The 24957-nt window shown below is 63.1% G+C and carries 25 protein-coding genes and 2 tRNA genes; 8 read left to right on the top strand and 19 right to left on the bottom strand.

Translation table 11 applies throughout. The annotated features are described in order from the left end of the window. The first annotated feature begins 221 nt into the window (after nt 1–221). Nucleotides 222–1262 (top strand): AraC family transcriptional regulator, encoded by a 1041-nt coding sequence (locus OIN59_RS12440; protein WP_274110741.1) that lies wholly within the window; start codon nt 222–224, stop codon nt 1260–1262. A gap of 7 nt (nt 1263–1269) precedes the next feature. On the opposite strand, the gene OIN59_RS12445 is transcribed toward OIN59_RS12440, so the two are convergent. From OIN59_RS12445 to OIN59_RS12490, 10 genes are all read right to left on the bottom strand, one after another. After that, nucleotides 1270–2259, bottom strand: a complete 990-nt coding sequence (locus OIN59_RS12445) for an FAD-binding oxidoreductase (RefSeq protein WP_274111167.1) — start codon at nt 2257–2259, stop codon at nt 1270–1272. Nucleotides 2260–2384: 125 nt separating this feature from the next. Then, nucleotides 2385–3104, bottom strand: a complete 720-nt coding sequence (locus OIN59_RS12450) for an ABC transporter ATP-binding protein (protein WP_274110742.1) — start codon at nt 3102–3104, stop codon at nt 2385–2387. Further along, complete coding sequence (locus OIN59_RS12455) at nt 3101–3859, bottom strand: ABC transporter ATP-binding protein (protein ID WP_274110743.1); 759 nt, start codon at nt 3857–3859, stop codon at nt 3101–3103. The genes OIN59_RS12450 and OIN59_RS12455 overlap by 4 nt, the downstream gene beginning before the upstream one ends. Further along, nucleotides 3856–4851 (bottom strand): branched-chain amino acid ABC transporter permease, encoded by a 996-nt coding sequence (locus tag OIN59_RS12460; protein ID WP_274110744.1) that lies wholly within the window; start codon nt 4849–4851, stop codon nt 3856–3858. The genes OIN59_RS12455 and OIN59_RS12460 overlap by 4 nt, the downstream gene beginning before the upstream one ends. A gap of 170 nt (nt 4852–5021) precedes the next feature. Then, entirely contained in the window at nt 5022–5942 is a 921-nt protein-coding gene (locus tag OIN59_RS12465; protein ID WP_100412478.1) for a branched-chain amino acid ABC transporter permease, read from the bottom strand. A gap of 35 nt (nt 5943–5977) precedes the next feature. Continuing rightward, entirely contained in the window at nt 5978–7189 is a 1212-nt protein-coding gene (locus OIN59_RS12470) for an ABC transporter substrate-binding protein (RefSeq protein WP_274110745.1), read from the bottom strand. A 95-nt stretch (nt 7190–7284) separates the two neighbouring features. Then, nucleotides 7285–7632, bottom strand: coding sequence for an anthranilate 1,2-dioxygenase ferredoxin subunit AndAb (andAb, locus tag OIN59_RS12475; RefSeq protein ID WP_274110746.1), 348 nt, complete (start codon nt 7630–7632; stop codon nt 7285–7287). An 8-nt stretch (nt 7633–7640) separates the two neighbouring features. After that, a complete protein-coding gene (gene andAd, locus OIN59_RS12480) occupies nt 7641–8126 on the bottom strand; it encodes an anthranilate 1,2-dioxygenase small subunit AndAd (protein WP_274110747.1) in 486 nt (161 codons plus the stop codon). Nucleotides 8127–8138: 12 nt separating this feature from the next. Beyond that, the gene (gene andAc / locus OIN59_RS12485; protein WP_274110748.1) at nt 8139–9419 is read right to left on the bottom strand and encodes an anthranilate 1,2-dioxygenase large subunit AndAc; all 1281 of its coding nucleotides are present in this window, start codon (nt 9417–9419) and stop codon (nt 8139–8141) included. 190 nt (nt 9420–9609) lie between these two features. Continuing rightward, nucleotides 9610–10614: an AraC family transcriptional regulator gene (locus tag OIN59_RS12490; RefSeq protein WP_274110749.1), complete on the bottom strand. Its 1005-nt coding sequence runs from the start codon at nt 10612–10614 to the stop codon at nt 9610–9612. A gap of 317 nt (nt 10615–10931) precedes the next feature. Here OIN59_RS12490 and OIN59_RS12495 point away from each other — a divergent pair, with 317 nt between their 5' ends. The 7 genes from OIN59_RS12495 (at nt 10932) to OIN59_RS12525 (ending at nt 18238) form a co-directional block, all read left to right on the top strand. After that, nucleotides 10932–11840 (top strand): alpha/beta fold hydrolase, encoded by a 909-nt coding sequence (locus OIN59_RS12495; RefSeq protein WP_274110750.1) that lies wholly within the window; start codon nt 10932–10934, stop codon nt 11838–11840. Nucleotides 11841–12041: 201 nt separating this feature from the next. After that, nucleotides 12042–13146 (top strand): peptide chain release factor 2 gene (gene prfB / locus OIN59_RS12500; RefSeq protein WP_274110751.1). Its coding sequence is split into 2 segments (ribosomal slippage): nt 12042–12122 and nt 12124–13146, totalling 1104 coding nucleotides; the frame shifts between segments, so codons are not numbered across the junction. A gap of 9 nt (nt 13147–13155) precedes the next feature. Continuing rightward, complete coding sequence (locus tag OIN59_RS12505; RefSeq protein ID WP_274111169.1) at nt 13156–13830, top strand: HAD family hydrolase; 675 nt, start codon at nt 13156–13158, stop codon at nt 13828–13830. Continuing rightward, entirely contained in the window at nt 13814–16567 is a 2754-nt protein-coding gene (gene pepN, locus OIN59_RS12510) for an aminopeptidase N (RefSeq protein WP_274110752.1), read from the top strand. The genes OIN59_RS12505 and pepN overlap by 17 nt, the downstream gene beginning before the upstream one ends. Before the next feature lie 23 nt (nt 16568–16590). Further along, nucleotides 16591–17598 (top strand): class 1 fructose-bisphosphatase, encoded by a 1008-nt coding sequence (locus OIN59_RS12515; protein WP_274110753.1) that lies wholly within the window; start codon nt 16591–16593, stop codon nt 17596–17598. An 11-nt stretch (nt 17599–17609) separates the two neighbouring features. Continuing rightward, nucleotides 17610–17685 (top strand) — tRNA-Thr (locus OIN59_RS12520). A 346-nt stretch (nt 17686–18031) separates the two neighbouring features. Further along, nucleotides 18032–18238 (top strand): hypothetical protein, encoded by a 207-nt coding sequence (locus tag OIN59_RS12525; protein WP_274110754.1) that lies wholly within the window; start codon nt 18032–18034, stop codon nt 18236–18238. Nucleotides 18239–18312: 74 nt separating this feature from the next. Here OIN59_RS12525 and OIN59_RS12530 read toward each other — a convergent pair whose 3' ends face one another. From OIN59_RS12530 to infC, 9 genes are all read right to left on the bottom strand, one after another. After that, nucleotides 18313–18624 carry a single-stranded DNA-binding protein gene (locus OIN59_RS12530; protein WP_274111172.1) on the bottom strand — a complete coding sequence of 104 codons (312 nt, stop codon included), beginning with the start codon at nt 18622–18624 and terminating at the stop codon, nt 18313–18315. 254 nt (nt 18625–18878) lie between these two features. Beyond that, a tRNA-Pro gene (locus OIN59_RS12535) sits at nt 18879–18955 on the bottom strand. A gap of 30 nt (nt 18956–18985) precedes the next feature. Next, nucleotides 18986–19423, bottom strand: coding sequence for a MerR family transcriptional regulator (locus OIN59_RS12540; protein ID WP_274110755.1), 438 nt, complete (start codon nt 19421–19423; stop codon nt 18986–18988). A gap of 97 nt (nt 19424–19520) precedes the next feature. Continuing rightward, complete coding sequence (locus OIN59_RS12545) at nt 19521–19847, bottom strand: integration host factor subunit alpha (protein WP_056063789.1); 327 nt, start codon at nt 19845–19847, stop codon at nt 19521–19523. A gap of 25 nt (nt 19848–19872) precedes the next feature. After that, nucleotides 19873–22320, bottom strand: coding sequence for a phenylalanine--tRNA ligase subunit beta (gene pheT / locus OIN59_RS12550; protein ID WP_274110756.1), 2448 nt, complete (start codon nt 22318–22320; stop codon nt 19873–19875). A gap of 72 nt (nt 22321–22392) precedes the next feature. Continuing rightward, the gene (pheS, locus tag OIN59_RS12555; protein ID WP_274110757.1) at nt 22393–23445 is read right to left on the bottom strand and encodes a phenylalanine--tRNA ligase subunit alpha; all 1053 of its coding nucleotides are present in this window, start codon (nt 23443–23445) and stop codon (nt 22393–22395) included. A 101-nt stretch (nt 23446–23546) separates the two neighbouring features. After that, nucleotides 23547–23906, bottom strand: coding sequence for a 50S ribosomal protein L20 (rplT, locus tag OIN59_RS12560; protein ID WP_005795139.1), 360 nt, complete (start codon nt 23904–23906; stop codon nt 23547–23549). A 26-nt stretch (nt 23907–23932) separates the two neighbouring features. Then, nucleotides 23933–24136, bottom strand: a complete 204-nt coding sequence (rpmI, locus tag OIN59_RS12565; RefSeq protein ID WP_008904041.1) for a 50S ribosomal protein L35 — start codon at nt 24134–24136, stop codon at nt 23933–23935. Nucleotides 24137–24318: 182 nt separating this feature from the next. After that, the gene (infC, locus tag OIN59_RS12570) at nt 24319–24927 is read right to left on the bottom strand and encodes a translation initiation factor IF-3 (protein ID WP_274111174.1); all 609 of its coding nucleotides are present in this window, start codon (nt 24925–24927) and stop codon (nt 24319–24321) included. Between the last annotated feature and the right edge of the window lie 30 nt (nt 24928–24957).

The raw sequence follows: 24957 nt of genomic DNA on the forward strand, positions 1-24957 counted from the left end.
CTGTTGCAGTGCAGCAGCGGTAACACGCCGTCACATCCGCCCCCATGCACCCGGTGCTAACGCTCTTGCGCAGCACCCGGGGCATGCACAAGAATAGAAAAGCAGCCCGCGCTCCTGCATCCCGAAAGCGCAAGGCGTATCCCACAAACGCATGTTTTCGCGCCCCAGCCGTGGCGTGTTTCGTGCTTGCCCAAGAACCAACACCCGACCGGCCAAACCGCATGCATACCGCCCAGCAGAACAGCACCGCGCCCCCGCTACCGCTGGAGCGCTATCGCCTGTTCGACAGCCACGACCTGGACGAGGCGCGCGAGTTCGTGGGCCGCGTGTTCTGCCCACATGACCTGGCCACACTGCGCCCAGGCGCGCAGCTTGACGCCTGCCACCACAGCGTGCCGCTGCACCACGACGCGAGCTTGAACTACGTGCAATACGGGCCGGCAGTGCGCATTGAGCCCGGCCATTTGGCAGGCTTCTATCTGCTGCAGATTCCGCTGCGCGGCGGTGCCATGGTGCGGTGCGGCAGCCAGGCCGTGGAATCGCATGCGCTCATGGCCTCGCTGCCATCCCCCACCGAGGCGCTGTCTATGCACTGGCATGACGACAGCCCACAATTCATCGTCAAGATAGACCGCGCGGCCATGCAATCACGCTTGTCTGCCCTGCTGCAGGCGCCCTTGCACCAGCCACTGGTGTTTGATCTGGGCGTGGACTTGAGCAACCCGGCGCTCGCGGGCATGACGAGTTTCATTGCCTACCTGCGCTCTGCGGTAGAAACCAATGCCATTCTGCTGGGACACCCGGTGCTGGCCGAACAGGCCGAGAACCACCTGCTCACCAGCTTGCTGCTCTCCACGGGGCATAACTACTCAACGGCACTGGCCTCGGGTGCATTCAGTTCTGGCGCAGCGCCCACGGTGCTGCCGCGCGTGGTCAAGCGTGCGCAGGAGTACATGCACAGCCAGTTGGAACAACCCATCACCCTGGCCGATGTGTGCGCGCATGTGGGCGTCAGCGCCCGCTCTCTTCAACAGACCTTTGCACAATGCACGGGTAAAAGCCCCATGGCCTTCCTTCGGGATTTGCGGCTTGATGCCGCCCGCACGGCGTTGCAAAGCAAGTTTGCAGAACGTGCACCGCAGGTGTCAGACATCGCCGCACGCTATGGATTTTTTCACCTCGGCCACTTTGCCGAGGGCTACCGCCGACGCTTCGGCGAGACGCCCTCAGAGACACGCCAGCGTCTGGGCCCACCGCACTGATCCCCGCTCACCCCGGCTGTGCCACGAAGGCATCTGCAAAGAACAGGGTGGACTGCATACCAGCCAAGGCCGTAAAGTCGCGCCGCGCGGCATTCACCATGGCGGGCGCACCGCAGGCATACACCTCATGCTGCGACAAATCCGGATGGTCCTGCAACACGGCCTGATGTACCCAGCCCATACGCCCCGCCCAACCATCGGCTTCGGGGGAGTCTGACAGCACCGGCACATAGGTCAGGCGTCCCTTCAAGGCCTGCTCCCATTCCTTGCAAAGGTCATGCAGATACAGGTCCTGCCGCGCGCGGCCGCCCCAGTACAGGGTGATGCGGCGCCTGCTGGTGGTGGCAAGGAGTTGCTCCACCAGAGCCTTGACGGGCGCAAAGCCAGTTCCGCTGGCCAACAAGATGGCGGAAGCATCGGTGGCAGTGTGCATGCCGAAGGTACCAAACGGCCCCTCGATGCGCAGCACATCGCGCACCTTGAGTTTGCCGAACACCTGGTCCGTGAAAAAGCCTCCCGACAGGTGGCGGATGTGCAGCTCCAGCAGGTCAACGCCTTCACGCGCCGGGGTGGCCAGCGAATAGCTGCGACGCCGGTTGCCAGGCAGCAGCACATCCACATACTGGCCCGCCGCGTAGTGCAGGCGCTGGCCTGCGGGCGGTTGCAACTGCACGCGCATCACATCGGGTGCAAGACGCTCCATGGCCACCACCCGCACCGGTAGCTTGCGCACCTCGATACCCGGAATGTGGGGAATCTCGGCACACTCCAGCTGCAGGTCACCCGCTGCGGCCGAGCAGCACAGCAGGCGTTGGCCTTGGGCGATATCTCCAGCTGTCAAAGCGGTGGGTAAGGCCCCCGCAATGCCCTGGACCTGCCCCTGCAGCACCCGCGCCCTGCAGGCACCGCAGCTGCCTGTTTTGCATTGGTGCGGCAAGCGGATGCCTGCGCGCGCAGCGGCGTCCAGCAGGCTCTCGCCAGCCAGCGCCACAAACATCTTGCCGGCCGGCAGCAGCGTGACGCTGTGCTCCTGCGCACGGAGTTCAGCGCATGCCTGCGCAGATGGCGATTTCTGTAGATCCAAGTCCACATCACAGTCCAGCATGGTCAGCCCTTCAACCCTTACACCGTGAGGTAAAGCGCCCACAGGCTGCGGTCTGCATTGAGCGCAGCAGAGTCGCCCTGCCACACCACCCGCCCGCGCTCCAGGATCACATGGCGGTCTGCCAGGTCCACCAGCCGGTGCACGTATTTGTCCACCACCAAAATGGTTTGCCCTGCCTCTTTGAGCGTGGCCAGGCAGCGCCAGATCTCTTCGCGGATCACGGGCGCCAGCCCCTCGGTGGCTTCATCCAGGATGAGCAGGCGCGGGTTGGTGGACAGCGCTCGGCCAATGGCCAGCATCTGCTGCTCGCCCCCCGATAGCTGGTTGCCCAGATTGTTCTGCCGCTCCTTCAGGCGCGGAAACACACCGTAGATGCGCTCCAGGTCCCACGCATCGCGCAGGCCATTGCGGCGGTCGGCAAAGGCCACCAGATGCTCGCGCACAGTGAGGTTGGGAAACACGTGGCGCCCCTCGGGCACGATGGCCAGGCCCAGACGGGCGATGGCATCGGTCTTGAGCCTGCTGGTCGCCTCCCCTGCAAAACGGATGCCACCGGCTGTAGGGCGCAGCGCACCGACCAGGGCCTTGATGGTGGTGCTTTTTCCCATGCCGTTGCGGCCGAGCAGCGAAACCACTTCGCCTGCCGCGATCTGAAGGTCAATGCCAAACAACACCTGGCTCACGCCATAGCCAGCCTCCAGGGCCAGGCAACTCAACAAGGGCTCTGGCGCGCTCATGCGGTGGTCTCCAGGGTTTCGGTGCCCAGGTATACGGCCTGCACCTCAGGGTGGTTGCGGATCTCGTCGGGTGTACCAGCGGTGAGCACGCGGCCATACACCAGCACCGAGATGCGGTCGGCCAAGCGAAACACGGCCTCCATGTCATGCTCGATGAGCAGCACCGCCATGTCCTTGCGCAGGGCCTCGATGAGATGCACCATCTGTTGCGACTCACCTGGCCCCATGCCCGCCATGGGTTCATCCAACAGCAGCAGCTTGGGGGCAGCCGCCAGCGCCAGCGCCACATCCAGCATGCGCTGCGCGCCATGCGGCAAGGCACCCGCCGTCTCAGCAAGGCTGTGCTGCAGCCCTACGCGCTCTGCCAGTTGCTCTGCCTTGACGTACAGATCACTGGCTTGTGAGCGTGGCTGCAGAAAACGGAAGCTGGAGCCACTGTGCGCTTGCACGGCCAGCAGCAGGTTGTCACGCACGGTCTGCGCAGGAAAGATGCGTGTCACCTGGAAGCAACGCGTCAGCCCGTGGGCCACACGGCGGTGCATGGGCAGCGGCGTGATGTCCACGCCGTCGAGCAGCACACGCCCCGCGTCGGGCTGCAGCAGGCCCGAAATCTGGTTGACGAGCGTGGTCTTGCCCGCGCCGTTGGGGCCAATCAGCGCGTGGATCTCTCCCCGCTCCACCGACAGGCTCACATGGTCCGTCGCGACGAGGCCGCCAAAGCGTTTGACCAGTCCTTCGACTTGAAACAGGCTCATCGGGCACTCCTTGCACGCAGGTCTGCCAGCGCGGCCAGGCCCTTGGGCGCATACAGCGCGGTAGCGATCAGGAGCACCCCCAACGGCATGTGCCAGTAGTCGGTGTTGAGCTTGAGTACCTCTTCGAGCGTGAGCCACACCCCAGCCCCCACCGGCCCGCCCCAGCGCCGGCCCAGGCCACCGATCACCACCATCACAATGAGCGTGGCCGATTGTGTCCAGTGCATCATCGACGGGCTCACGAAGCTGTTGCCTGTGGCCAGCAGCGCACCAGCCAGGCCGGCCACGGCACCCGCCAGCACAAACGCGGTGAGCTGCAGCAGGTACACCGGGTAGCCCAGCGCCCGCATGCGGGTCTCGTTGTCGCGAATGCCTGCAAGCGCTGCGCCAAAACGCGAGGCCGTAGCCCGGTCAAGCCACCACAGCACCAAAGCCACGAGTGCCAGTACCACCCAATACAGCGTGGACTCATCAGCCCCGTTGAGCCCCAGGCCCAGCAGCGGCCGCATGGGCAGGGTGTAGCCGTCGTCGCCGCCATAACTGCGCAGCGACACAAAAACGAAGTACAGCATCTGCGCAAAAGCCAGCGTGATCATGATGAGGTACACGCCCTTGGTGCGCAGCGATACAGCGCCAATCAGCAACGCCGCCAATGCCGCCAATGCCATGGCAGCAGCCCACACAGCCCAGGCCGATGTCACGCCCGCGTCCGAGAGCATGACCACCGCATAGGCCCCCACACCCACGAACCCGGCATGCCCCAGCGCCACCATGCCACCAAAGCCCATGATGAAGTTCAGGCTGGCGGCGGCCAGCGCCACCACCAGCACCCGGCGCACGAAGCCGATGTAGAAATCCAGGCCCAGGGCCGATGCCACCAGCGGGAACAGCGCTAACGCCACCAGCAGGGCCAGCGGCAGCAGGATGCCGCGCCAGCGCTGTGTGACCACGGGCGGCAATATGGCGGAAGAAGAAGTCAGGGAGGAGGACATATCAGTTTTCCACGGTGCCATGCGCCACCCACGACGCGTGAAACTGGCGCAGCCCAAGCCAGTGCCCCCGCGCAAGGGCCGCCCCGCGGCGCTGGGGGCGTCCCCCTCCCGACTCGCGCAGCGAGACGAGAGAGGGGGAAGGCGCGAAGCGACTCAGGGGGTGTTTCATCTCAGCCCTTGGCAGAAAACAGCCCCGCAGGGCGAAAAGACAGCACTGCAGCCATCAGCGCGTACATGGCCACCTCGGCACACAGCGGCCCCAGGTCAGCAGCCACGGCGGGCGGCAAGGTAGCGCGCAGTAGCAGCGGCAGGAAGGCGCGGCCAATGGTGTCCACCAGGCCCACCAGCAGCGCGGCCACAAAGGCGCCCCGCACCGAGCCAATGCCGCCAATGACAATGACCACCAGCGCGGGAATCAAAATGGACTCACCCATGCCCACCTGCACGGCCATGATGGGCCCCATCAGCGCACCAGCCAATGCGGCCAGCGCAGCACCCAGCAGAAAGATGCCACTGAACACACGCTTGACGCGCACGCCCATCAGCTCGGCCATCCATCGGTCAGACGCCCCAGCCCGCACCAGCATGCCCACGCGGCTGTGGTTGACCAGCAGGTACAAGAGCCCTGCCACCAACACCCCTGCGCCCAGCACCACCAGGCGGTAAGAGGGGTAAGGCAGCCCGGCAAACAGCTCCACCGGCCCCGCCAGGGCTGCGGGCGTGGGTGCCATGACGGGGGACGGGCCCCACACCATCTTCACGGCATCGTCGGCCACCAGAATCACGCCGAACGTGGCCAGCACCTGGGCCAGGTGGTCACGCCCATACAGGCGGCGCATCAGCGTCACCTCCAGCAGCACCGCCACCAGCATGGTGGCCGCTATGGCCACCAGCACGGCGCCCGCCAGCGAACCGCTTTGCACATGCACTGTGGCCGCCACATAGGCCCCCACCATGAACAGCGAGCCATGCGACAGGTTCATCACGTCCATGATGCCGAAGACCAGCGTGAGGCCCGCAGCGATGAGGAACAGCATGAGCCCATAGCCCGCGCCGTTGAGCAACTGCTCGAAGACAAGTATCGGATTCATGGTGCGCTAGGGCCTGTTCAAGTGGGCTGCCACGATCACTTCAACGGGCACTGGCTGGCATAGGCATCGCCATAGTTTTCCAGCACCGTCTTGATGGTCTTGTTGGTCACGCGGCCTTCAGCGTTCTTGCCGATGGTGCGCAGGTAGAAGTTCTGCACCGGGTAGTGGTTGTTGGCGTATCGGAACGTGCCGCGCACCGAAGGGAACTGCGCCTTGGCAAGGGCCTTGATAAGAGCCTCCTTGTCGCTCACCTTGCCGCCCACGGCCTTCACTGCGGCGTCCATGGCTGCGATCACGTCGTAGGCCTGTGCTGCATAGATGGACGGATAGCGGCCGCCGTATTCCTTGCGGAAGGCTGCCACAAAGGCCTTGTTCGGCGCGTTGTCCATGTCGTGCGCCCAGTGCGTGGTGTTGAACAGGCCCAGCATGGGATCGCCCACCGCACCGATGATGTCCTCGTCGGCCGAAAAACCGCTGGTGACCAGCGTGATGTCCTTGGACAGGCCTGCACCCACAAACTGCTTGATGAAGTTGATGCCCATAGCACCGGGCAGGAAGAAATACACCGCATCAGGCTTGGCCGCGCGCAGCTGGGCCAGCTCGGTGGCGTAATCGATCTGCCCAACCTTGGTGTAGATCTCGTCGGCCACCTGGCCTTTGTACTTGCGCTTGAAGCCGGTGATGCCGTCCTTGCCCGCCGGGTAGTTGGGCGCCATCACCACCATGCGGCCAAACTTCTGATCGGCGGCAAACTGACCGGCGGCCTCATGGAATTGGTCATTCTGGTAAGCCGTGCCAAAAAAGTAGGCATTGCATTGGGCGCCTGCGAGCTGGCTGGGACCGGCGTTGTTCGACAGGTACGGCACCTTGGCCGCGAACAACGACGGCGCCACGGCCAGCGCCACATTGGAGGCGATGGGACCAGTGAACAGGTCGATCTTCTCGCGCTGCACAAAGCGGTCCACCAGCTGCTTGGCCTGGTCGGGGCTGCCGGCCATGTCGGTTTGCACAAACTCGACCGGTTGGCCGCCCAGCTTGCCCCCGAGCTGCTTGATCGCCAGGGCAAAGCCGTCACGCGCCTCGGCACCGGGGCCTGCAAACGGGCCCGAGATATCGAGCGCCATGCCGACCTTGATGGGGCCGGACTGCGCAATCGCAGATACGCAGGTGCAGGCCGCCAGGGCTACCAGGGCCGTCAGGCGCGCCACAACGTGCACGCGAGAGGATGAGCGAAATGTGAGAGCCATCTTCAGTCCTTGTCTAACAACGTTCAAAAGAAAATCGGTGTGAACCACCCGGTTTGCCAACACCCGCCGTGCGGTCGTTGGCACCACCAAAGGCGCTACACGCCCACCTCAACCCGCCCCGCCACCACGCGCACCGGGAAGGTGCGCACCGCTTCGGTGACCGGGGCCTTGCAAGGGGCACCCGTGCGGATGTCAAAGGTGCCCTGATGCAAGGGGCATTCCACACAGCCGTCTTCCACGTAACCGTCGGACAACTTGGCAGCACCGTGGGTGCACAGGTCGTACAGGGCGTACAGACCCTCTCCTTCGCGGAACACCGCCACGGGCAGGCCGCCCGCCACCACGGGCCAGACGGCGCCGTCCGGGAAGTCATCGGGCTCGCCCACGTCATGCCAGGCGGCGCTGGCGTGCTCGGTGGTATCAATGTCTGTGGTTGTTTGCATGGCGGATCTCAGATAGGGGTGGCCAACAAGGTGGGCACGCGCAAGGTGTCGTACACCACCCGCTTGCTGCGGTAACGCCACTCGCCTTCGTGTTGCACCACCTCGTCGAGGTAGGTGCCCGCCTGGTACACGCTGGAATCACCGGCCTGGCCGGTGATCACCACGATGTAGCTCGACTGCGTGCGCACCACGCCGTCCTCCACACTGGTGATGACCAGGCCCGACGTGGCGTGGCGATAGGCATGGTCCTCAAAGATGTTGGCGTGGCGCAGGGAGAGCACACGGTCGCGCAACATGCCGGCATTGCGGCAGTACACGATGGGAGCAGGAAAGCCCGCATCGAAGTTCTCTTTGGGGATGATTTCGTAGCGGCAGTCCTCCACAAAAAAGCCAGGCCAGTCTTCCAGCCGGTTGCTGTCCAGCGCGCTCACATAGCGGTGCTGCAGCTCCAGCAGCTCGGTCCACAGTTGCAGTCGTTGTTGTTGTGTTGTCATCTCGGTGGTTCCTCAATAGCCCATCAGCTTCTGGTAGCCCACCCAGAAGCGGCGGATCAGGTTTTCGGTGATGACGGTGTCTTGCTGGTCTGGCGCCTCGCGCGCCATGGCGATGTAGGAATGCTTGTCGCCATCGCGCACCGTGCCCCGCTGCACCAGCTCGGTGGCCTCGGTGTCTTCCATCGAGATATAGCCCGCAGGCCCCACCAGGTTGGCCTGCAGCAAGCGCAACTCGCGCATCTCGGGCGTGTCGTCCTCGTAGCCAAAAAAGTGGAACACCAGCTCGAAGTTGCTGGGCCCTTTGGGCAGCAGCTGGCGCGCCACCAGCGTGTTGTGGATCTGTTGCACCACCAGCTGCGGAAAGATGGGCTGGATGTGGTTGGTGGTCATCTCATCGAACTCCTTGATCTGCCCCAGCAGCGTCGGGTCTTCGAGCGAGAAGCCTTCGTCCATCGAGCGGATGTTCTGCGCGCTGTAGGCCGCAGCGGTATCCGTCTCCACCTCGGGCTTGGTCACGGTGATGATGCTGTGCAGGCCATGGTTCGCATCGGGGATCGAGCGCGCCTTCATGCCCACGCGGAAGATGTTGAAGGTGGTGTGGAACAGGTGCAGCAGACTCGCGTGGTAGGGGTCCTTCACGTTCTCGAAGTACAGCTTCCAGTTCGACTTGGAGTACTGCCGCGTGCAGCCCAGGTAGACGATGGGCTTGTGGAAGATGCGGTCGATCCATGGGCGCATCTGCTCGCCCAGGTAGTCGGGCAGCGGCGGGGTTTGGTCGCTGAAGGTGGCAAACAGCAGGCCCTTGTAGCTGTCCACACGCAGCTTGTGCAGGTTGTGTTCCTCGGGCTTGAAGTCCTTGGGCATGCCGACCATGCCCTTTTGCCCCCGGCGAAACGGCACGCCCTGCAGGTCGCCGTTGGCCGCAAAGCTCCACTGGTGGTACACGCAGGTGTGGCTGGCGGCGTTGCCGCGCTTTTCGCGGCACACCATGGCGCCACGGTGGGCGCAGCGGTTGACCCAGCACGAAAGGCCTTCCGGGGTGCGGGTGACCACCACGGGCGTGTCGCCAATGAACGTGGATTTGAAGTCACCCACGTTGGGGATCTCAGCCTCCAGGCCCAGAAAGCTCCACACGGGGCCACGGAAGATGCGCTCCTGCTCGCGGTCGTAGACCTCTTGCGCGCTGAACACGCGGTACGGTACGTTGGAGCCATCAGGCTGCGGGAAAAACACCTGGCGCTGGGCCTTCAGCGAGGCGGGTGGTGCGACTTCAACAACGGGGATTTCAGACATGGGCAACACCTCTTGGATGGGGATACCTCCATGCTAAAAATCGCAGCGCACTCGCGCTATCCAGTATCGGCACGGTGTGCGCAACGCCTGTCCAGTTCTTGCAAATCTGATGGGAGTTGCGCGGCGCTGGAGCACGCGGCAGCGCCCACTCCATGCAGGGGACATGCAGCAGACGGGGTAGCCGGGGAAGCTACGCGCCAGCCGTCTGGCTCGGCAGCTCGCCGAAGCGCTCGCGGTAGTAGCTCGAAAAGCGGCCCAAGTGGCCAAAGCCAAACTCCAGCGCGGCATCTGTCACGCAGTGGCCCGGCTGCTCCAGCAACCGCGCACGCACGGCGTCCAGACGGCAGTTGCGCAGCAGCGCCATGGGGGACTCGCCATGGTGGCGCTGGCATAGCATGTTCAACCCGCGCACGCTCACGCCAGCGGCACGCGCCAGGTCTTCCAGCGCCACGGGGGCGCTGAGGCGGCTGCGCATGTAGTCATCCAACCGTTCCAGGCGGCGCAGGTCGCCTGCGGCAGCGGCACTGGAAGGCAGTTCGATCTGCGGCACCGAGGGCTGTGTGAGCACCGGCATGCCCTGCGCACAGGATGCAAGGAACAGCGCCACATTGCTCTCCATGTGATCCACCCAGCGCGCATGGGCGGCGCTCTCCACCGTCTGCTGGCTCACGTGCAGCAGCGACTGCATCAGAAAATGCCACTGCTGCCCCTGCACCGATGACAGCGCAACGATGGGGTGCACAAAACGGGTGTCGTTCTGCAGAGATTCGGGCGCCCAAGCCCGCAACAACTGGCACGGCACCTTGAGGATGAGCTGGCGTGCCCCCTGCTGCCAGCGCATGCGCAGGTCGCGACGCGGCGCGATGAGCGCGGCGGCCCCCGCAGGCAGGCGGATCGGTACACCATCCGACACCATCTCGGCCGCGCCCGACAACGACAGATGCACCAGGACAAAGTCATCGAAAGGGCGCGGGCGGATTTCCACCTCTGCACCGTATTGCAGCATGAACATCTGCAACTGGCGGATGCGCACCTTGGACAGCGCAGTGTCCACCGCACCACTGCACCATTTCAGGCCATGGTCCGAAAACTCGCGAGCCACCAGGTCATGCGAATCCACCCTCGCGTTCGAGGTGAACACTGGCCGCCGCTGCAGGGCGGACAGGTCCAGAGACAAGGCAGACGGGGACGCCATTAGAAAAGACCTCTTCGTGGGAATGGGCGCAGCACATTCGACGACGTACCGCTTTGATATGCATCAAAACAGCAATTTCCATACCCAATGGGTTTGATCCGTCTTTTGCCCGTTGCAGGCCCTTTGCACGGGCGGGCCACATCCCATCGCGCTCCAAGGCTTTCGCTGCCTGCGCAGCCCTCATTGCCTTGAGCCACCTAGGCGACAGGCTCCGCCCCACGGCTGGCGGGCACCCGACGTAACATTGCTGCCACACCGGATGCGCGCTTTGCAGCCACCTGCGCAGCCCCGCCCCACACTGACCGCCCTGCCCCTCCATGTACCAAGCCCTCAAATCCTCCCGCAGCAGCACGCTGGCGCTGCGCCACCTGAACTACCACGTCCGCCACTGGGGCCCCGGGCAGAGTGATCTGCCCACGCTGGTGCTGGTGCACGGCTGGATGGACGTGAGCGCCTCCTACCAGTTCACGGTGGATGCGCTGCAGCAAGAGCGCTGCATCATCGCGCCCGACTGGCGCGGCTTCGGGCTCACGTCCAGCGCGCAGGCTGACCATTACTTTTTTGCCGACTACCTGGCCGACCTGGACCTGCTGCTGGACCACTACGCGCCCGGCGAGGCCATCGATCTCGTTGGCCACAGCATGGGCGGCAACGTGGCCATGATGTACGCCGGTGTGCGGCCCGAACGCGTGCGCAAGCTCGTCAACCTGGAAGGCTTTGGCCTGCCCACCACACGGCCCGCGCAGGCGCCCACGCGCTATGCGCAATGGATCGACGAAATCAAGCAACTGCACCAGGGCACCAAGGACCTGAAGACCTACGACAGCGCCGACGGCGTGGCCCGCCGCCTCATGAAGACCAACCCGCGACTGTCGGAAGACAAGGCGCAATGGCTGGCCCAGCACTGGGCGCGGCCCAACGCGCAGGGGCAATGGGAAATCCTGGGCGACCCGGCGCACAAGATCACCAGTGCGCAGCTGTACCGCGTGGACGAGGCCCTGGCCATCTACGAGCGCATTGCTGCCCCCGTGCTGGCCATCGAAGCCAGTGGCGACAGCCTGGGCCAGTGGTGGAACGGCCGGTACACCCTGGACGAGTACCACCAGCGCCTGACCCATGTGCGCACCTGTCGCACGGCCGTTGTGGAAGACGCGGGCCACATGCTGCACCACGACCAGCCCGAGCAGGTAGCGCAGCTCATGGAGCAGTTCCTGAACGAAGCGTAGCCAGAGTTTGAATCAAATTGGCCGCTAGCGCTTATACACAAAGCGCTAGCCGCTATCATTTTTGAAAATTCATCCTTGAAGTTTTCCCGTTTGGCAAGCGCTCTGGGACGCCAGCTACCCAGCCAGGGGACATTGAGGGGGCCGTGGCCCTTCCCATGAGAAAATCGCGGGTTATTCCACATAACACCCAGGACAAGAATCATGGACGCAGAACGCATCAACCTCATTGGCACCACCCTCAGCGACCTGGCTCTGCGCACGCAAGAGTTACGGAGGTATCTTTGACTTCGATGCCAAATTTGAACGCCTGCGCACGGTAAACGCATCGCTGGAAGACCCTGCGGTCTGGAACGACCCCAAGAAGGCCCAGGAGCTGGGCAAGGAACAAAAGTCGCTCTCCAGCGTAGTCGTCACACTGGACAAGCTCACCCGCGATCTGGCCGACAACGCCGAGCTGTATGAGATGAGCAAGGAGGAAGGCGATGAAGCCGGCCTTTTGACCATCGAGTCGGAGGCCGCCACGATGCGCGCAGCGGTGGAAGAGCTGGAGTTCCGCCGCATGTTTCGCAACGAGGCGGATCCGCTCAACTGCTTTGTGGACATCCAGGCAGGCGCTGGCGGCACGGAAGCCTGCGACTGGGCCAGCATGCTGCTGCGCCAGTACCTCAAGTACGCCGAACGCAAGGGCTTCAAGGCCACGGTCGAAGAAGAAACTCCGGGCGACGTGGCCGGCATCAAGAGCGCCACGATCAAGATCGAAGGTGAATACGCCTTCGGCCTGCTGCGCACCGAAACCGGTGTGCACCGCCTGGTGCGCAAGAGCCCGTTCGACAGCTCGGGCGGCCGCCACACCTCGTTCGCGTCGCTGTTCGTGTACCCCGAGATCGACGACTCCATCGAGATCAACATCAACCCCGCCGACGTGCGCACCGACACCTTCCGAGCCTCCGGCGCGGGCGGCCAGCACATCAACAAGACCGACTCGGCCGTGCGCCTGACGCACATCCCCACGGGCATCGTGGTGCAGTGCCAGGACGGCCGCAGCCAGCACAGCAACCGCGACGTGGCATGGCAACGCCTGCGCAGCCGCCTGTACGACTTCGAGATGCGCAAGCGCATGGAAGAGCAGCAGAAGCTGGAAGACACCAAGACCGACGTGGGCTGGGGCCACCAGATCCGCTCGTATGTGCTGGACAACAGCCGCATCAAGGACCTGCGCACCAACGTCGAAATCTCGGCCACGCAGAAGGTGCTGGACGGCGACCTGGACGCCTTCATCGAAGCCTCTTTGAAGCAAGGCGTCTAAGCGATGCGGATGCGCACCGACGCCATCATCTTCGACATGGACGGCACCATGATCGACTCCATGCCCTGGCACGCCCAGGCGTGGGTCGAGTTCGCTCGCCGCCGGGGCATGGACATCGACGTGCCCGACCTCATGGCACGCACCACGGGCCGCAACGGCACCGAGTGCATCGTGGAGCTGCTGGGGCGCCCCGTGTCGCAAGACGAGGCCGACGCGCTCACGCACGAAAAAGAAACCATCTACCGCGAGCTGTTCGCCCCGCGCTTCTCTGAAGTGGCGGGTTTTCGTCAGTTCGCAGCCCAGGTGCGCACGCGCGGCCTCAAAGTGGCGGTGGGTACAGCGGGCGACATCGGCAACGTGGAATTCGCCTTGGGCCACCTAAAGCTGGAACCTGCGCCGCAAGCGATCGTGCGCGGCGACGAGGGCCTGCCCGGCAAGCCCCAGCCCGCCATCTTTCTGGAGGCGGCACGCCGCATCGCAGCAGCCCCCGAGCACTGCATCGTTTTTGAAGACGCGCCTTTTGGCATCGAGGCTGCACGCCGCGCCGGCATGCGCGCCGTGGCCATCTGCAGCACCCACACGCCCGAGCAATTGGCCGGGCCCCATGTGCTGGCCGCCGTGCGCGACTACACCGAACTCATGAACACCGACTTTCTGGAGAGTATCCATGTTGCAACTGCATAAAGCAGACGGAAGCGAAGACGGCGCAGCCCCGGCCATCGCCATCCGCCGCGAGGACTACACCGCCCCCGCCTACTGGATCGACAGCGTCGAGCTGACCTTCGACCTGGACCCCAACAAAACGCGCGTGCTCAACCGCATGGTGCTGCGCCGCAACCCCGACGTGGCTGCGCAGCCGCTCAAGCTCGACGGCGACGACCTGAACCTGGCGCGCGTGCTGGTCAACGGCCAGGGCACCTCGTTCAAGATGGAAGGCTCCCGCCTGGTGCTGGAGAACCTGCCCGAAGGTTCTGAACCTTTCGCGCTGGAGATTTTCACCACCTGCTGCCCCGCCAAGAACACACAGCTCATGGGCCTGTATGTGAGCCAGGGCACCTTCTTCACGCAGTGCGAGGCCGAGGGCTTTCGCCGCATCACCTACTTCCTGGACCGCCCGGATGTGATGGCCAGCTACACCGTCACACTGCGCGCCGACAAGGCCCAGTACCCGGTGCTGCTCTCCAACGGCAACCTGGTGGACAGTGGCGTGCTGGAAGACGGCCGCCACTTTGCCAAGTGGGTGGACCCACACAAGAAGCCCTGCTACCTGTTCGCCCTGGTGGCGGGCAAGCTGGTAGCCCGCGAGCAGAAGATCAAGAGCCGCTCGGGCACTGACCACCTGCTGCAGGTGTATGTGCGCCCAGGCGATCTGGGCAAGACCGAACACGCCATGAACTCGCTGATGTACAGCGTGGCCTGGGACGAAGCCCGCTTCGGCCTGCCGCTGGACCTGGAACGCTTCATGATCGTTGCCACCAGCGACTTCAACATGGGCGCCATGGAGAACAAGGGCCTGAACATCTTCAACACGAAGTACGTTCTGGCCAGCGAGGCCACGGCCACCGACACCGACTTCGCCAACATCGAAAGCGTGGTGGGCCACGAATATTTCCACAACTGGACGGGCAACCGCGTGACCTGCCGCGACTGGTTCCAGCTCTCCCTGAAAGAAGGCCTCACAGTCTTCCGTGACCAGGAATTCAGCATGGACCTCGCGGGCAGCCCCTCGGCCCGCGCCGTCAAGCGCATCGAAGACGTGCGCGTGCTGCGCACTGCGCAGTTCCCCGAAGACGCAGGCCCCATGGCCCACCCGGTGCGGCCCGACAGCTACGTCGAGATCAACAACTTCTACACCGTCACCATCTACGAAAAGGGTGCCGAGGTCGTGCGCATGCAGCACAACCTGGTGGGCCGCGAAGGCTTCGCCAAGGGCATGAAGCTGTACTTCGAGCGCCACGACGGCCAGGCCGTGACTTGCGACGATTTTGTGCAGGCCATCGCCGATGCCAACCCGGCCAGCCCGCTCACGCAGCACCTTGCGCAGTTCAAGCGTTGGTACAGCCAGGCAGGCACGCCCCGCGTGCGCGCCACAGGCCGCTACGACGCCGCCACGCGCTGCTACGCGCTCACGCTGTCGCAAAGCTGCGCACCCACACCCGGCCAGAGCGAGAAGCAGCCTTTCGTCATCCCGGTGGAACTCGGCCTGATCGATGCCACCACCGGTGCCGCCCTGCCCTTGCAGCTGGCTGGTGAGGGCTCCGAGAGCGCCAATGCCACCACTTCGCGGGTGATCGTGCTTACAGAGGCATCGCAGACCCTGACCTTCACCAACCTGGATGCCGAGCCCGTACCGTCGCTGCTGCGCGGTTTCAGCGCCCCCGCGGTGCTGGACATCGACTACACCGATGCGCAGTTGCTCACACTGCTGGCGCACGACGCCGACGCCTTCAACCGGTGGGAAGCGGGGCAACGCCTTGCGCTTCGCACCGCTATCAATGCAATAGCTGATGGCGCAATGGGAATAGGCGCTAGCGGCCAATTTGATCATCAAATTCTTGCTGCGGAATTTGTGGATGCCATGCGCAGCGTGCTGCGCAACCCAGCGCTCGACGCGGCCTTCAAGGAACTGGTGCTCACGCTGCCGTCCGAAACCTACATCGCAGAGCAGCTTGACGTGGTGGACCCACAGCGCATTCACGCTGTGCGCGAAGCCATGCGCGAGCAGTTGGCTCTGTCGCTGCAGGCCGACTGGGAAGCGGCCTGGGAGCAAAACCAGGACACCGGTGGCTACAGCCCCGACCCCGTGTCGTCGGGTCGCCGTGCGCTCAGCGGCCTGGCGCTGCACATGCTGTGTATCGCTGCGCAGAAGACGGGCGATGTGGTCTGGCCCGGCAAGGCCTACCAGCGCTTCAAGGTGGCCACCAACATGACCGACCGCTTCAACGCCCTCACGGCCCTGGTGGCCAGCGGCAGCGAACTGGCGCCCCCCGCGTTGGCACGCTTTCATGCGCTGTTCAAGGACGAGCCCCTGGTCATCGACAAGTGGTTTGCATTGCAAGCCGGTGCACCCGACCGCGGCGGCAACGTGCTGCCCGCAGTGCGCCAGCTCATGGCGCACCCAGACTTCAGTCTGAAGAACCCCAACCGCGCACGCAGCGTGATCTTCAGCTACTGCAGCGCCAACCCCGGCGCGTTCCACCGGTCGGATGCCGCTGGCTACGTGTTCTGGAGCGACCGCGTGATCGAACTGGACGCCATCAACCCCCAGGTCGCCGCCCGCTTGGCGCGCGCGCTCGACCGCTGGAAGAAGCTGGCGGCCCCCTGGCGCAGCGCCGCCCGCGAAGCCATTGCCCGCGTAGCCGCCAAGCCGGATCTGTCCAACGACGTGCGCGAGGTGGTGACCCGCGCACTCGCCGAATAAACCACGACCGAGAAGAGACCGACATGGCAAAAAGCATCAGCCTGACCCGCTACCTTGTTGAACAGCAACGGGTGGACGGACTCATCCCCTCGCAACTGCGCCTGCTCCTGGAAGTGGTGGCACGCGCCTGTAAGAGCATCAGCCACGCCGTGAACAAAGGCGCGCTGGGCGGCGTGCTGGGCACGGCCAGCAGCGAAAACGTGCAGGGCGAGATCCAGAAAAAGCTCGACATCATCGCCAACGAGGTGCTGATCGAAGCCAACGAATGGGGCGGCCACCTGGCGGCCATGGCGTCCGAGGAAATGGACGGCATCTACCTGGTGCCCAACCGCTACCCGCAAGGCGAATACCTGTTGCTGTTCGATCCCCTGGACGGCTCCAGCAACATCGATGTGAACGTGAGCATCGGCACCATCTTCAGCGTGCTGAAAAAGCCCGATGGTGACCGTGGCGTGGAGGAAGGCGACTTCCTGCAACCCGGCACCCAGCAGGTGGCCGCGGGCTACTGCATCTACGGCCCGCAGACCACGCTGGTGCTCACCGTGGGCGACGGCGTGGCCATGTTTACGCTCGACCGCGAACAGGGCTCCTTCGTGCTGACCGAAGAAAACGTGCGCATTCCCGAGGACACCAAGGAATTCGCCATCAACATGAGCAACATGCGCCACTGGGACGAGCCCGTGAAGCGCTACATCGACGAATGCCTGCAGGGCAAGGACGGCCCGCGCGGCAAGGACTTCAACATGCGCTGGATTGCCAGCATGGTGGCCGACGTGCACCGCATCCTGACCCGTGGTGGCGTCTTCATGTACCCCTGGGACAAACGCGAGCCCAACAAGCCCGGCAAGCTGCGTCTGATGTATGAAGCCAATCCCATGAGCTGGTTGGTCGAACAAGCTGGCGGCGCTGCCACCAATGGCAAACAACGCATCCTCGACATCCAGCCCACCCAGTTGCACGAACGCGTCAGCGTGATCCTCGGCTCAAAAAATGAGGTCGAGCGCGTGACCAGCTACCATTCCACGCTATAATTCGAGGCTAAGCCGGTGTAGCTCAGTCGGTAGAGCAGCTCATTCGTAATGAGAAGGTCGGGTGTTCGATTCATCTCTCCGGCACCAAATGAAAGCCCTGATTCGCAAGAGTCAGGGCTTTTTTCTTGGCCCCTTCTGACGCAAGAGCTCCGCCCGCCGCGACGCCACAAAACTGCCGACATACCGCGCAGACAAACACTCTGCCGGGAACAGCGATACAGCATCGCCAGTGGCACACAACCCCTCCCAGCACACCTCCCGCCGTCAACGACGGTGCCTCACACACATCGCGCCGCGCGGATGGCAGCTTAGATGTTTGCAAACATCCGCAACTGATGCAGACTGTGCGCTTCAGACGGCTGTCACAGGATGCCCCGCCAACTGGCGGCAGACTGCACACCGAAGTCCCACACCCTCCACAACCAGCACCATCATGAGTGTCGAACGCAGAGGCAGCATGGACCGCCGCACCAGCCAGGATCGCCGCCAGGAAGAAAAAGGCCCACCCACCAATTTTGAGCGGCGGCGAGCCATTGAGGCGCGCCAGCCCGAGTTGACGGAACTGCACATGAGCGAGGATGAACTCAGGGCATTGGGTTTTGTACCCGCGCCCAAAAGCAACCCGCGAACAACCGGCTGAGCCTTGCGCCAGGCCCGTTTGCAGGCATCCCCGCGCCGCATACAACAGGACGACAAGAACGGCGTGAGGTGCGCCTACCCGTCTACGCCAGAGACCGGCAAGCCGATCAAGCGATGCGCCACCATATCCAGCGCAGGCCTTGCATTGCCTTGTTTGTCCGTCCAGACACGAGGATTCAGACTGCCAGACAGCGCCACCGAATCACCGTCACGCAGTTGATGAAGAGACATGCAGAGCCCCTCGTCAAAGGCGATGACATTGACGAAAAGCACTTCGCCCTCTGCCGTGCTGGCTCGCACCTTCGCCAGGGTGTAGGCCTTGCCCGCCTTGTCCGTGCGGCGCTCTGCCTCACCATATAGCCGTCCGGCCACCAAGCCATCAATCATCAAGGTCCCCATGCCCATCGTGGGCTTGTTGTTGCGCCTCTACCGCAGCAGCCTGCAATCACTGTCTCGCTGATGCAGCCGCCAGCACAGAGGCGCCCGCTACCGCCGCATTCTCGGTTCCTGAGCAAAAGCACAGCGCGACTTTGCAGAAACGTAAACACTACCATCGACCAGCAACGCCAGAGCCAATGAAGCCAGTGGAGAGAAAAAGCAAAAAAGCCCGGCTCCTTTCGGAACCGGGCTTTTGCTATCAATGGTCGGCGTGGCGGGATTCGAACTCGCGACCCCTTGCACCCCATGCAAGTGCGCTACCAGGCTGCGCTACACGCCGACAAGACTTAGATTATATGGGGAAAAAAGCTCAGTTCAGAGAAAGTAGCGCACGAATTTCAAATAATTCTTGGCGCACTGCGTTGGAGTCCAGGGAGTAGCCTGCTGCGACGATAGACAGATCGCGCGCACTGTCCACCAGCATGCTGGGCAGTTCGGCATCCTGCGCCGTAGCCGATTCATCAGCGCCCGTAGCGCCTTCTCGCGATGGATGCGAAAGCTCCTGCAGGCGATTGCGCGCCCCGCTGATGGTGAAGCCCTGGTCATACAGCAAGTCACGGATGCGGCGAATCATCAGCACCTCATGGTGCTGGTAATAACGCCGGTTGCCACGCCGCTTCATGGGTCGCAGCTGCGTGAACTCCTGCTCCCAGTAACGCAACACATGCGGCTTGACGCCACACAGCTCCGCAACCTCACCAATCGTGAAGTATCGCTTGGCAGGAATGGAAGGGAGGGTGGTGCCCATGAGATGCGGGTTCAAACGGGAAAGCTTTCAAGCGTACTGCAGACCAGCCTGCGCCGCCAGCCACCATGAACATCTTGGCAACAAAAACGGCACAAATTCACGCAACAGCTGCCGTCTGGATCTGCTCTTTGAGCTTGCTGCTGGCGTGAAAAGTGACAACGCGGCGCGCCTTGATGGGAATGGCCTCCCCCGTGCGCGGATTGCGGCCGGGACGAGGTGCTTTGGTGCGGATTTGAAAGTTGCCAAACCCCGACAGCTTCACGTCCTTGCCTTCGACCAGGCTTTGGGCAATCAGGTCGAAAAAGGCGTCGATCATGTCCTTGGATTCACGCTTGTTCAGGCCGATTTGATCGAACAACAGATCCGCCAACTGCGCCTTGGTCAGCGCTGGTGTCTCCAGGCTTTCAACTGCGAATTCGATCATGGCTCATCACTCCCCTTGGACATCATCACACCCGCAGACGAGCGCCCGCGCGCTGCGTCAACTGCGTTATCACGGATTGCATGGCCGCGTCGATTTCAGCCTCGGTGAGCGTGGCTTCATCGCGCCCCAGGGTGAGGCGTACGGCCAAGCTCTTCTCGCCGGGAGCCAGGCCGCCTGCTGGCGCTTCTTCGCCCGCACGCAGCACTTTGGGCCGGTACACGTCAAACAGCACCGCAGAGCGCAGCATGCCACCCGGAACGGCCTGCTCCACCGCGCCCATGATGTCGGCGTGCGTCACACGCTCGGCCACCACCACGGCCAGGTCGCGCTCAACAGCCTGGTGTTTGGTCACTGACTTGAACTGTGGCACTGCACGCTGCAGCACGGCATCAAGCTCCAGCTCGAACATCACCGGTGCCAGCGGCAGATCCCACGACTGGCGCCACTGCGGGTGCAATTCGCCGACAAAACCAATGGCGCGCCCATCGACCAGCACGCGTGCGCAACGGCCGGGGTGCATGGCGGGGTGAGTGCCAGGCTCGAACGTCGCGCACAACGGTGCCAGCAGAGCTTCCACATCGCCCTTCACATCAAAGAAGTCGATGGACTGTTCCTTGCGCCCCCATTGCAGCATGTCGTTCGGGCCATAGGCCAAGCCCGACACACGCATAGGCTGGTGAAAGCCTTCGACCGTGGTGTCGGTATTGCGCACGCTGCCGTCGCGCAGGAACACACGGCCCAGCTCGAAAACGCGCACCCGCTCGGCCTTACGGTCCAGGTTGAACTTCAAAACTTGTAGCAGCGAGCCCAATAAAGTAGAGCGCATCACGCTCATCTGGCTTGCAATCGGGTTGAGCAGCTTGATGGGCTGCAAGTTGGCGGCCAGCTCATGCTCCCAACGCTCTTCCACAAAGCTGAAGTTGATCGTTTCCTGGTATCCCAGGGCTGCCAGCGAACGGCGCACCGCAAACGGGCTGCGTGTGGACTCAAGCGCCAGCTTGGGCGTGATAGGCGCCAGAGGCGGCGTGGTCGGCAGGTTGTTATAGCCCACCATGCGGGCGACTTCTTCGATCAGGTCTTCCTCGATGGTGATGTCAAAACGAAACGACGGCGGAGTGACCGTGAGCGTACCTTCGCCCTGCACCACGGGCAGGCCCAGGCGGGTCAGCGCGTCGGCGCACTGGGCTTGTGTCAGCGGCATACCGATGACCTTGGCGGCACGCGCCACGCGCAACGTGACGGGCTGTGGCACAAACAGGTTTACCGCTTGGTCATCCATGGGGCCACACGCTGTGTCGGGCGTACCGCAGATATCGATGACGAGTTGGGTGATGCGCTCGATGTGCTCCACCGTCAGGCTGGGGTCTACGCCGCGCTCGAAACGGTGACCGGCATCGGTCGAGAAGTTGAAGCGGCGCGAGCGGCCTGCAACCGCCTTGGGCCACCAGAACGCGGCCTCGATGTAGATGTGCCGGGTGTCGTCAGACACCGCCGTGGCGTCACCACCCATGATGCCAGCCAGCGATTCGACCTGGCTGTCATCGGCGATCACACCCACCTTGTCGTCCACCGTGATGGTGTTGCCATTGAGCAGCTTGAGTTGCTCGCCCGGCTTGCCCCAGCGCACATCCAGGCCACCATGGATCTTGTCCAGATCAAAAATGTGCGACGGGCGTCCCAACTCAAACATCACATAGTTGGAGATGTCCACCAGCGGCGACACCCCACGCTGACCGCAGCGCGCCAGACGGTCCAGCATCCATTGCGGGGTGGCAGCCCGCGTGTTCACGTTGCGCACGACACGGCCAGAGAAGCGACCACACAGGTCAGGTGCACTCACCTTCACGGGCAGTTTGTCCGTCAGCTTGGCGGCCACAGCAGGGAACGAAGGGCGTTGCAGCGGCGTACTCGTCAATGCGGACACTTCACGCGCGATGCCATAGACGCTCAGGCAATGCGCTAGATTGGGCGTGAGCTTGAGCGTGAACAGCGTGTCGTCGAGGTTCAGGTGCTCACGGATGTCCTGGCCCACAGGGGCCGAGGCATCGAGCTCCAGCAGGCCGCCGTGGTCTTCCGACAGCTTGAGCTCACGGGCGGAACACAACATGCCTTGGCTCTCCACGCCACGCAGCTTGCCTACCTTGATGAGGAAAGGCTTGCCATCATCGCCAGGCGGCAGCTCGGCGCCCACCAGTGCGCAAGGCACCTTGATGCCCACGCGGGCATTGGGTGCACCACAGACGATGTTCAGCAGGGCGCCCTGCCCCACATCCACCTGGCACACACGCAGGCGGTCGGCGTCGGGGTGCTGCACCGCCTCCTTGATCTCACCCACCACGATCTTGGTGAAAGGTGGGGCCACGGGACGCAGTTCCTCCACCTCAAGGCCCGCCATGGTCAGCGTTTCAGCCAGCTCGGCCGTCGTCAAAGGGGGGTTGCAGAACTCACGCAACCAGGATTCAGGAAATTGCATAGTCGGACACTCTTGTACAGAAGGTGCGCAGCGCGGCCACCGGGCTCGCGCGCGGAGCGAAGTCGGCGGGCTTTACTGGAACTGCGACAGGAAGCGGATGTCGCCGTCAAAGAACAGGCGCAAGTCGTTGACGCCGTAACGCAGCATGGTCAGGCGGTCTGGCCCCATGCCGAATGCAAAGCCGATGTACTTCTCAGGGTCGAGGCCCATGTTGCGCACCACGTTGGGGTGCACCTGGCCCGAGCCAGCCACTTCGAGCCAACGGCCAGCCAACGGGCCCGCCTGGAACTGGATGTCGATCTCGGCGCTGGGCTCCGTGAACGGGAAGAAGCTGGGACGGAAGCGCAACACGAGGTCGTCGCTTTCAAAAAACGTGCGGCAGAAATCCGTGAAGATGACCTTCAGGTCCTTGAAGCTCACGTTTTCACCAATCCACAGGCCTTCGCACTGGTGAAACATGGGCGAGTGCGTAGCGTCGCTGTCCACGCGATAGGTGCGGCCCGGCGCGATGACGCGGATTTCGGGCATAGCCTGACCGGCATCCAGCGTGGCGCGGTGTTTCTTGACATGCTGCACCGCATGACGGATCTGCATGGGGCTGGTGTGTGTGCGCAGCAGGTTGGGGGCGGTGGCAGTGCCGCCTTCCACATAAAACGTGTCGTGCATGGAGCGCGCGGGGTGGTCTTCCGGCGTATTCAATGCGGTGAAGTTGAACCAGTCGGTTTCGATCTCAGGGCCTTCGGCGACGTCAAACCCCATGGAGCCGAAGATGCCCTGGATGCGTTCGAGCGTGAGCGATACCGGGTGCAGGCCACCCTGCCCGCGCTGGCGGCCTGGCAGGCTCACATCCAGTGCTTCGGCCTTGAGCTGCAACTGAAGTTCGGCATCGGCCAGGGCCTGGCGACGCGCGGTCAGCGCAGCCTCGATGGCCTGCTTGGCAACGTTGATGGCGGCACCGCGGGATTTCTTTTCCTCGACGGACAGTTGCGCCATGCCCTTCATGAGCTCGGTCACGCGGCCCGACTTGCCCAGAAACTGCGCCTTGGCGTTTTCGAGGTCAGCGGGGGTTGCGCTTTGGGCAAACAGTTGCGTCGCGCTCTCGACCAGGGAATCCAACTCGTTCATATCGACTCTTGAAAATGAACAAGGGCTAGTGCCTTTTCAAGCCCTAGCCCTTGCTGTTATTGCGCAAGCAGCTATCAGAACGATAGCCGCTCATCGTGAACTCAAGCAGCCAGCTTGGCCTTGACTTGCTCCACGATGCTGCCAAAGGCAGCCTTGTCGTGCACTGCGAGGTCGGCCAGCATCTTGCGGTCGATCTCGATGGATGCCTTCTTCAGGCCGTTGGCGAACTGGCTGTAGGTCAGGCCCAGTTCACGGGCAGCGGCGTTGATACGAGCGATCCACAACTGGCGGAACACGCGCTTCTTGGTGCGGCGGTCACGGTAGGCATATTGCCCAGCCTTCATTACCGCCTGTTTGGCGATACGGAAGACGTTACCGCGGCGACCACGGAAACCCTTAGCAAGGGCGAGAACTTTCTTGTGACGGGCACGGGCCGTTACACCACGTTTGACGCGAGGCATGTATGTACTCCTTGTTCGTCAGTAAATTAAACGCCCATGCCGGGCAGCATCTGTGAAATCGAGCCCATATTGGTCTCGTGCACAGCAACCGCACCACGCAGATGGCGCTTGTTCTTGGTGGTCTTCTTGGTCAAGATGTGACGCTTGAAGGCTTGACCGCGCTTGACGGTGCCACCGGGACGAACGCGGAAACGTTTTTTCGCGCTGCTCTTGGTCTTCATTTTGGGCATGTGAATGCTCCTTTTTCATTGTGCTCGCGAGGCGTTTGCAGACCGATCTGCAAACTTGTTGGCCCCGAGCCACTTTTATCGAAGGGCTTACACCCTCCGCTCGGCAGTGCTCGAAAGCACCGCCTTTTCGAGCACCGCGCCCTTGCAGACGCATTGCTCAAACGCTGAAACTGCCCTGCAACCTAAGCTGCTGCGCCGGTTGCCGGCGCCGCGCCTTCAGCCGCAGGTCTGCCCGCAGGCTTCTTCTTGCCCGGCGCAATCATCATGATCATCTGGCGGCCTTCCAGCTTGGGAAACTGCTCGATGATGATGCTGTCTGCCAACTCGTCGCGAATCCGGTTCAGCAAAGCCAAGCCGAGTTCCTGGTGCGTGATTTCGCGACCGCGAAACCGCAGCGTGATCTTGCACTTGTCACCATCCGCCAGAAAACGGCGGATGTTGCGCATCTTGATGTTGTAGTCGCCATCGTCCGTCCCGGGGCGGAACTTGACTTCCTTGATCTCAATGACCGTCTGCTTGGCTTTGGCTTCTGCCGCACGCTTTTGCTCTTGGTACTTGAACTTGCCGTAGTCCATGAGGCGGCACACTGGGGGATTCGCCGTGGCGGCGATTTCCACCAGATCCACGTCCAACTCACCGGCCATGCGCAAGGCCTCCATGAGGCTGACAACACCCAAAGGCTCGTTATCAGGCCCGGACAGGCGAACTTCCGGGGCCATGATTTCACGGTTCAGGCGGTGCTTGCGCTCTTCCCGGTGGCGACGATCACGAAATTCAGTAGCGATGGCTATCTTCCTTGAATCAAAATGCTACAAAAAAAG

This window comes from Acidovorax benzenivorans (assembly GCF_028680575.1).
Lineage (GTDB): Bacteria > Pseudomonadota > Gammaproteobacteria > Burkholderiales > Burkholderiaceae_C > Acidovorax > Acidovorax benzenivorans.